Source organism: Rhodothermales bacterium (assembly GCA_013002345.1).
Classification (GTDB): Bacteria; Bacteroidota; Rhodothermia; order Rhodothermales; family JABDKH01; genus JABDKH01.
In genome coordinates, this window is sequence record JABDKH010000047.1 from 1 (window position 1) to 6,576 (window position 6,576).

Here is a 6,576-nt window from a genome sequence, read left to right on the forward strand (position 1 = left end):
ACTGCACGTACACGACAAGTACGACGGCCATCGCGAGGAATGGCCATGGCGGCGGGAGAAAAATCAGAAAAGCGGTCCAAACGAGAGAGCCCGCAATCGCAAAGACGAGGAATCCGATGACGACGGCCCGTACGACCAGTGGGATGCGCTCCCAGACTGTCTTCAGCGCGTCACTCTTCATTGGCATGTTTGTGCACCCGTGGTCGTGAGGAACGGATCGATGCCCGGGAGCCTACGTGGAGAGATCAGTCTACGTTTCGTTCCTACCGACGGCAGACTTTGCGCGCTCACAGACGTCCGCGAACTGCTCGTCGGTTCCCGAGAGGAAGACCTGTCCGTGCGCCTCCAGATCAGTGACAAGATGTCGAAAACCGTCGATCGGATCGGATGAGTAACCGGGATAAGCGCCCCGACGACCCGTAACGGCAAGCATGTACCGTTCATGTGACAGGGATTGCTCGCTCACGTGGTATTCGACGATGCCGAGTGCAAGCCGAACGTGCAGATCCAGACGTCGGTTGCCACGAACGAAGGCTCCACGCGCGAAACGGCCCCCGCTGCCTTTTGCCGAAACTCCCGGCACGTACTCGAACCCATGTTGCAGCAACGCGGACTCGAGAATTGCACAGCCTTCGGTCAGAATATCTTCCGGGGAGGACATGTAAGGCCTCCAGATCTCAGGTCGCGGTGTGATCGTGAAACGTGGTCCGAGCCATCACGACTTTGCGTTTACCCACTGGCTACCGGACTATGATGAACTTCTTCATGTCCGTGTGAGAACCCGCCCGGAGTCGATACACATAAAGTCCGACCGGCAAGACTGACACATCGAGATCGGCCCGATGTATGCCGGCGGAATGAACGCCATCGACAATCGTCATGACTTCGCGTCCGAGGGCATCGAACAACGAGATGGAGACATCCGAGACCGCCGGAAGCTGCCAGGTAATGGCCGTAGACTGATTGACCGGATTCGGGTAATTCTGTCCGAGCGCAAATTCGCGTGCGATGTTGCCCGTATCCTCATTGCCGACACCGGACGGCGCAACGATGACGCCGACGGTGGCAACGTTTGAGACTTTCGGGACCACCACAGGCCCTGTGGCTACGACTTCGCCTGCCAGAGATACCGCCACTGTATTCCCGGCTACCTCGAACGTGCCTTCCGCCAGCAGCGGAAATGCAAGGCGGAGCTCTGACCCGTTCTGCGTGATGGTTCCGCTTATAGCCGCAGGTACGGAGACATCGAGCGTCTGCGGACCGGCGTCGACGACATTGGCAAGGAGACCGGTAGGCGCAATATTGAGCGTACCCTTCAGGTTCACCTGGTTGGAATCCTGACTGAACGACCCGTTGGAAACTGCGGCGGGCAAACCGGGCGTGGCGAGTCCGAGGGACAGCGAGTCGGCGTCGGTCGACACAACGATCGATCCGACGATCGTATAGTCGAACGTCAGACTCAGCGCATCGGATACGACCAGGTTCATCGCCGTCACGTGGATTTCCGTGAACGGTTCTGTATTCGATACGACCTCCGCGGTGAGTGTCCCGGACACGGCGGAGGTATCGCTGTCCGACCTGTCACCAAAGTCTGTACTCAGCGTCGCGGAAAGCCTCGCCCCCGACTGCAGCGGATCGATCACGAATTGCTCCGGCACATCTTTCGTTTCCGCAACATAGCTGAACAGGTCCGTGCCGGAGAACCCCGGCTTCGGTGTGTACTCGAAAGAGCCGTCGCGAGAGAGCGACAGCGTTCCGTTTGGCGGAGGCGTAGTTACCACCGCTTCGATTTCGGCGTCAGCGGAGTCATTCTCAAGTACGCCCGGAGCTTCGACAGCAAGCGTACTGTCGGCGGCGGTATTGAAGAAGTCGTCCCTTGCGACGGGTGTGTCCTGGGCCTGAACAACGACTGTCAGGCACAAAGAGCAGAGCAGTATCAAGTATCGCATAGTTTCCTTTCTGGGTCGAGGACAGATGTACGTGGCCGCAAAAGCAAACACGCAGATGGGAGGGGTGATACACGGTAGAGGCCGCACCGTTTCAGTCCTGAACGCGTGTCGACACAAATATCACGGCCGCGCGCCTCCTCGGGAGGCTGATTCTGCTCGCGGGCCAGGCCAAAGGGTATCCAGACCACAAGTGACTGTCCAGCAACGAAATATAGCTCCCGTCCCAACGAAATCGCCCCGAATTCCGCCATAATGACCACCCCGACGGGCAGCCATAGCCGAGACCGTCGCGAACCGGATCAGACTGTGTCGCGTCGCGGATCAGTGCGGGCCATTCGCAAGAACTGCTGCTCCACCGGCCATAGGGGCGCCGTCCAGTTGCAATCCGAGACTGTCGAAATACAACTGCGGATCCCCTCCACCAACGCAAAATCATGCGGCTGTTGCGAATCGCCATTTCATGTTTTAGATAGCGTTCGGCGAACAACCTTCACCGGAGTCAATGGCTAAGATCTTGAAAGGCGTCCTGGCGCCTGGCGGGGACGGACCGGCGCCCGAGCGCAAGAGGTTCGGGACGTTCGGCGGAGTGTTTACGCCGACGCTTCTGACGATCCTTGGCGTAATCATGTACCTGCGCGAAGGGTGGGTCATAGGCAACGCGGGCATCCTCGGCGGGCTGCTCATCATCTCGCTCGCATTTCTGATCACGGCCTGCACCGGCCTCTCCATGTCGTCGATCACGACGAATATCCGCATCGGTTCGGGTGGGGCTTACGCCATCGTTTCCCAGTCACTGGGATTGGAGGTGGGTGGAAGCCTCGGCATCCCGCGCTACGTCTCGCAGGCGCTCGCGATCACTCTCTACATCTTCGGTTTTCGCGAGGGCTGGCTGTGGGTTTTCCCGGGTCACAACGCCTTCCTGGTCGACATCGTCATTTTCCTTGCTCTCTGGGGGATCGCGTACAAGAGTGCGGATCTGGCGATAAAGACTCAGTATGTCATTATGGCGATTATCGTCGGCTCGCTGGTCTCCATTGCAGTTGCGGCCGCGCAGGGGTCCATGCAGTATGAGGTGGAGAACGTGGGTCTGTGGGGGACTTTTCCCGGCTCGATTGAGAATGCGTTTTCGGGCACCACGTTCTGGATCGTGTTCGCCGTCTTCTTCCCCGCAGCCACCGGCATCATGGCCGGCGCGAACATGTCGGGCGACCTCAAGGATCCGCGGCGCAGCATTCCGATCGGAACGATGGCGGCCATCGGCGTCAGTTTCGTGATATACGTGCTGCTCGCTTACTGGCTAGCACGCTCGGCAACTCCTGAAGAACTGGTCGGCAATTACTTTGTGATCATTGACAAGGCTGCATGGGGACCGCCCGTTATCGCCGGACTGTTCGGGGCCACGTTCTCGTCGGCGCTTGCATCGATGGTAGGTGCGGGTCGCATTCTCCAGGCGATGGGCAACCACCGCATCCTGCCGGGCAGCACGTGGCTAGGAGCGCTTACAACATCGGGGGAGCCGCGCAACGCCATGCTCGTCACAGGCGGAATCGTGTTTGCCTCGCTACTGTTGCGGGACCTGAATGCCATCGCCCCGCTCATCACGATGTTCTTCCTCATCACCTATGCGATGTTGAACGTCGTGGTGTTGATCGAGCAAGGCCTCGGCCTCGTCAGTTTCCGACCGCTTCTGCGTGTACCATCCGTCGTTCCGTGGCTCGGCCTCATCGGATCCGTCTTTGTGATGTTCATCATCAACCCGACCATCAGCCTGATGTCGGTTGCTGTCGTGATCGGTTTTTACGGCTGGCTCGCCAGGCGGCGACTTGACGCTCCGTTCGAGGATGTACGGAGCGGGTTGTTCGTGGCCTTCGCGGAGTGGGCGGCAAAGAAGGTGGCGGAAATGCCGGCAACGCAGGAGCGCGCATGGAAGCCCAATCTGCTGGTGCCGGTTGAGAATCCGAACGAGTTGCGCGGCGCATTCATGCTGATCCAGAACATCTGCCACCCGAAAGGCTCCGTCAAACTGCTGGGCATTACGTCACCCGGAGGGGCCGACGGACTGGGCGGCCGCCTCTCAACGCTGGCCCGGGCGTTCCGCGAACATGGCGTGTTTGCGTCGGCTACGGTCGTCGACAGCGGCACGTACCAGGACATCCTGATCACTGGACTTCAGGTTCTGAAGGGTGCCTTCTTTCGTCCGAATATCATCTTCCTTCCGCTGCCCGAGTCCGATGATCGCGAGGCGATCTACAAGAAGATTATCCGCAGTGCGACAACACTGAAGCTCGGCGTCCTCCTCCATGCGCCCCATCCGGTAGCCAGACTCGGACAACGCCAGGCCGTCAACGTATGGATTCGTGACCGCAGTCCTGACTGGCGGCTGCGGTGGGATATCGGAAATCTCGACCTGTCTATTCTCACCGCATACAAACTGAAACTCAACTGGGGAGCGCACCTCCGGCTTATCACGGTTATTGAGAATGAACATGAGGAGCACAACGCACGCAAGTTCATGAGTCAGGTAATGGACCTCGCTCGTTTGCCCAGTACAGAAGTGATCGTCGCCCGCGGCGCGTTCAACAACTACGTGGCGGATCCACCGCAAGCAGACCTCAACATCTTCGGCCTGACAGCAGACCCCGACTTCGCATCTATTCGTCGCCTGGTCGGAGAGACAAGTTCGAGCTGCCTGTTTATCCTCGACTCGGGTGAAGAGAGCGCGCTCGCTTAAGGATCGCGCGGTCAACTTCGGGTGAGACCAGCGACAGAAACCGCGACGCAAAGAAACTCGGCGAGAAGGATGTACTTGTGTCTTCGTCTGAGACACGATCACGAGCTGCTACGCATCCCAGTCACGGTATATCTGACCGTCGATCTCAAACTCGACCGTCGAGACATCCGGAAACGCCAGTAGCGTCCGAACCATCGGAGCCTTGACCGCCATCTGCGCGCACGCCGCATTGTTGAGATAGCGCAGCGCGTCGCCCTCGAACGCCAGGATCGCCACGCCATCTCGAATGACGACCCCACGGAAATAATCCAACAGGGGCAACGTACCCGGAGGATGAAGACCGGCTGCCGGCAACACGTCGCGCAATACTTCGCGGATGGCTGCCGACGCGAGATCGGTCGGCGGGGGTTCGGGCAGAGCCCAATCCTCGCTGACCACCGCCCCGCAGTCCGTTTGAATACCCGCCTCATCCGTCCGATAGATGGTCACCGTGCGTTCCGTCTTTGCATCTTCGGCGTCCCGTAGCGTGTCCTGGGGCTCCTCCTGTGGCCTACAGGCTGTCCCCGCTACCAGGAGAACCAGGGTCAGCGCCATGAACTTGAGGACGCAGGCACCGTGCCGCCCGCCTGCAAATATCGCGACGCGACCCCGCGTGAAGCCGCCTTTCGCCCTGCCGGAATCGGTTACATCCACTTCGATCAAGTCAACGCGGCTATTTTTCACAGTAGTTCTTGACAGCGTCCATGTCCTTCTTCAGCGCAGACACGATCATTCCCTTCATCATGGGAGTCAAAAGTCTTGAGAGCAGTGTGTGTGGCCTTGCATCCATAACCAGTGCCAGGGTCGTCACTCCATCGACCTCGCTTACGCTGAACACGGTATCCCAGACTGCTCCGTGATCATCGGCAACGATCCGGATCATCCGGTTCTTTTCAAACTCCGTTACCTCCAGTTCCACAGTGTGTTCGCGGCCACGCATCGATCGGGTTTCACTGAATCGTGTGCCAACTCCAGACTTAATCTCGGAGAGAATCTTCGTGCGCACAATCTCCGGAACGGCCTTCGAAAAGTTGTCGATGTAAGCGACCGTGTCGAATACTACTTCGACCGGAGCGCGGATCTTTCGGGTGACCTCAATTCGACTCATGATTCCTCAATCGGCTAATGCGGTTGGGTGCGACTCAATGTGAATTCGCATGAACATTACTTCGTGCGTTTCTGCGCGCAGGTGCACGAGGTTCAGGGCAAACTTACGAATTGTCGGTGCTCCGGCAACTCACTTCATACGGCATGCGCCCGCTACCATCATAGTTGCACATGCTGACAACCAGGCTGTTGCCTGGTCTGCACCACAAAATGGCACCACTACCGGCGTCTTCAAGGGCGGTCATCGTGCGCCGGAGTGGGCTACCTGGTCGGGGTCGCTGGGCGCGACTCACGATGACCGGCGAACATGTTCGGTCCGAACCGCTTCTCTGTATTTGCCACGACGAAAGCACCGATTCTAATCACTCTGGACGGCTTAAAGCGCACTGTTCGCAACGGCGTCGGTACGACGACCTCGTATCCAAGCTGCGCATTTGAGGGACCACATGATCCGGTCACCGATCGGGACATCCCCGTCACTATTTTGGGCGGCCACGACTACCTCACGAGCCTCCAATTTCACTTCATTGCCAGCGGGATTCAGGGTCTAGGTTGGAAGTTGCAATGTTCCATACCGACAGCATGAGGTTACAATCATGCAAACCGCCGTCAAATCACCCGTTACCTGTGCACTCGTCGCCCAGTTCGATCTGCACACGAAGCTCTTCAACAACGTACTGGACGGCCTGTCCGATCAGGAGGCGAACAGACGACCCGCCCGCGATATCAACAACATCAAGTGGCTTGCAG

7 protein-coding genes are annotated in these 6,576 nt (G+C 58.6%); 2 read left to right on the forward strand and 5 right to left on the reverse strand.

Translation table 11 applies throughout. From position 1 onward, the window contains the following. From HKN37_02175 to HKN37_02185, 3 genes are all read right to left on the reverse strand, one after another. On the reverse strand, positions 1–187 hold a 187-nt coding region (locus HKN37_02175), incomplete at its 3' end, for a hypothetical protein (protein NNE45447.1). Between the two features lie 63 nt (positions 188–250). Further along, positions 251–661, reverse strand: coding sequence for a hypothetical protein (locus HKN37_02180; GenBank protein NNE45448.1), 411 nt, complete (start codon positions 659–661; stop codon positions 251–253). Between the two features lie 79 nt (positions 662–740). Beyond that, positions 741–1,949, reverse strand: a complete 1,209-nt coding sequence (locus HKN37_02185) for a T9SS type A sorting domain-containing protein (GenBank protein NNE45449.1) — start codon at positions 1,947–1,949, stop codon at positions 741–743. Positions 1,950–2,451: 502 nt separating this feature from the next. Between HKN37_02185 and HKN37_02190 the strand changes: the two genes are divergently transcribed. Then, the gene (locus tag HKN37_02190) at positions 2,452–4,680 is read left to right on the forward strand and encodes a Na-K-Cl cotransporter (GenBank protein NNE45450.1); all 2,229 of its coding nucleotides are present in this window, start codon (positions 2,452–2,454) and stop codon (positions 4,678–4,680) included. Positions 4,681–4,788: 108 nt separating this feature from the next. Here the strand turns inward: HKN37_02190 and HKN37_02195 are convergent, their stop codons facing one another. Continuing rightward, positions 4,789–5,403, reverse strand: a complete 615-nt coding sequence (locus tag HKN37_02195; protein NNE45451.1) for a GerMN domain-containing protein — start codon at positions 5,401–5,403, stop codon at positions 4,789–4,791. Beyond that, the gene (locus HKN37_02200; protein ID NNE45452.1) at positions 5,393–5,827 is read right to left on the reverse strand and encodes a hypothetical protein; all 435 of its coding nucleotides are present in this window, start codon (positions 5,825–5,827) and stop codon (positions 5,393–5,395) included. The genes HKN37_02195 and HKN37_02200 overlap by 11 nt, the downstream gene beginning before the upstream one ends. A gap of 595 nt (positions 5,828–6,422) precedes the next feature. On the opposite strand from HKN37_02200, the gene HKN37_02205 reads away from it, so the two are divergent. Continuing rightward, positions 6,423–6,576: DinB family protein (locus tag HKN37_02205; GenBank protein ID NNE45453.1), on the forward strand; the 154-nt coding region annotated here is incomplete at its 3' end.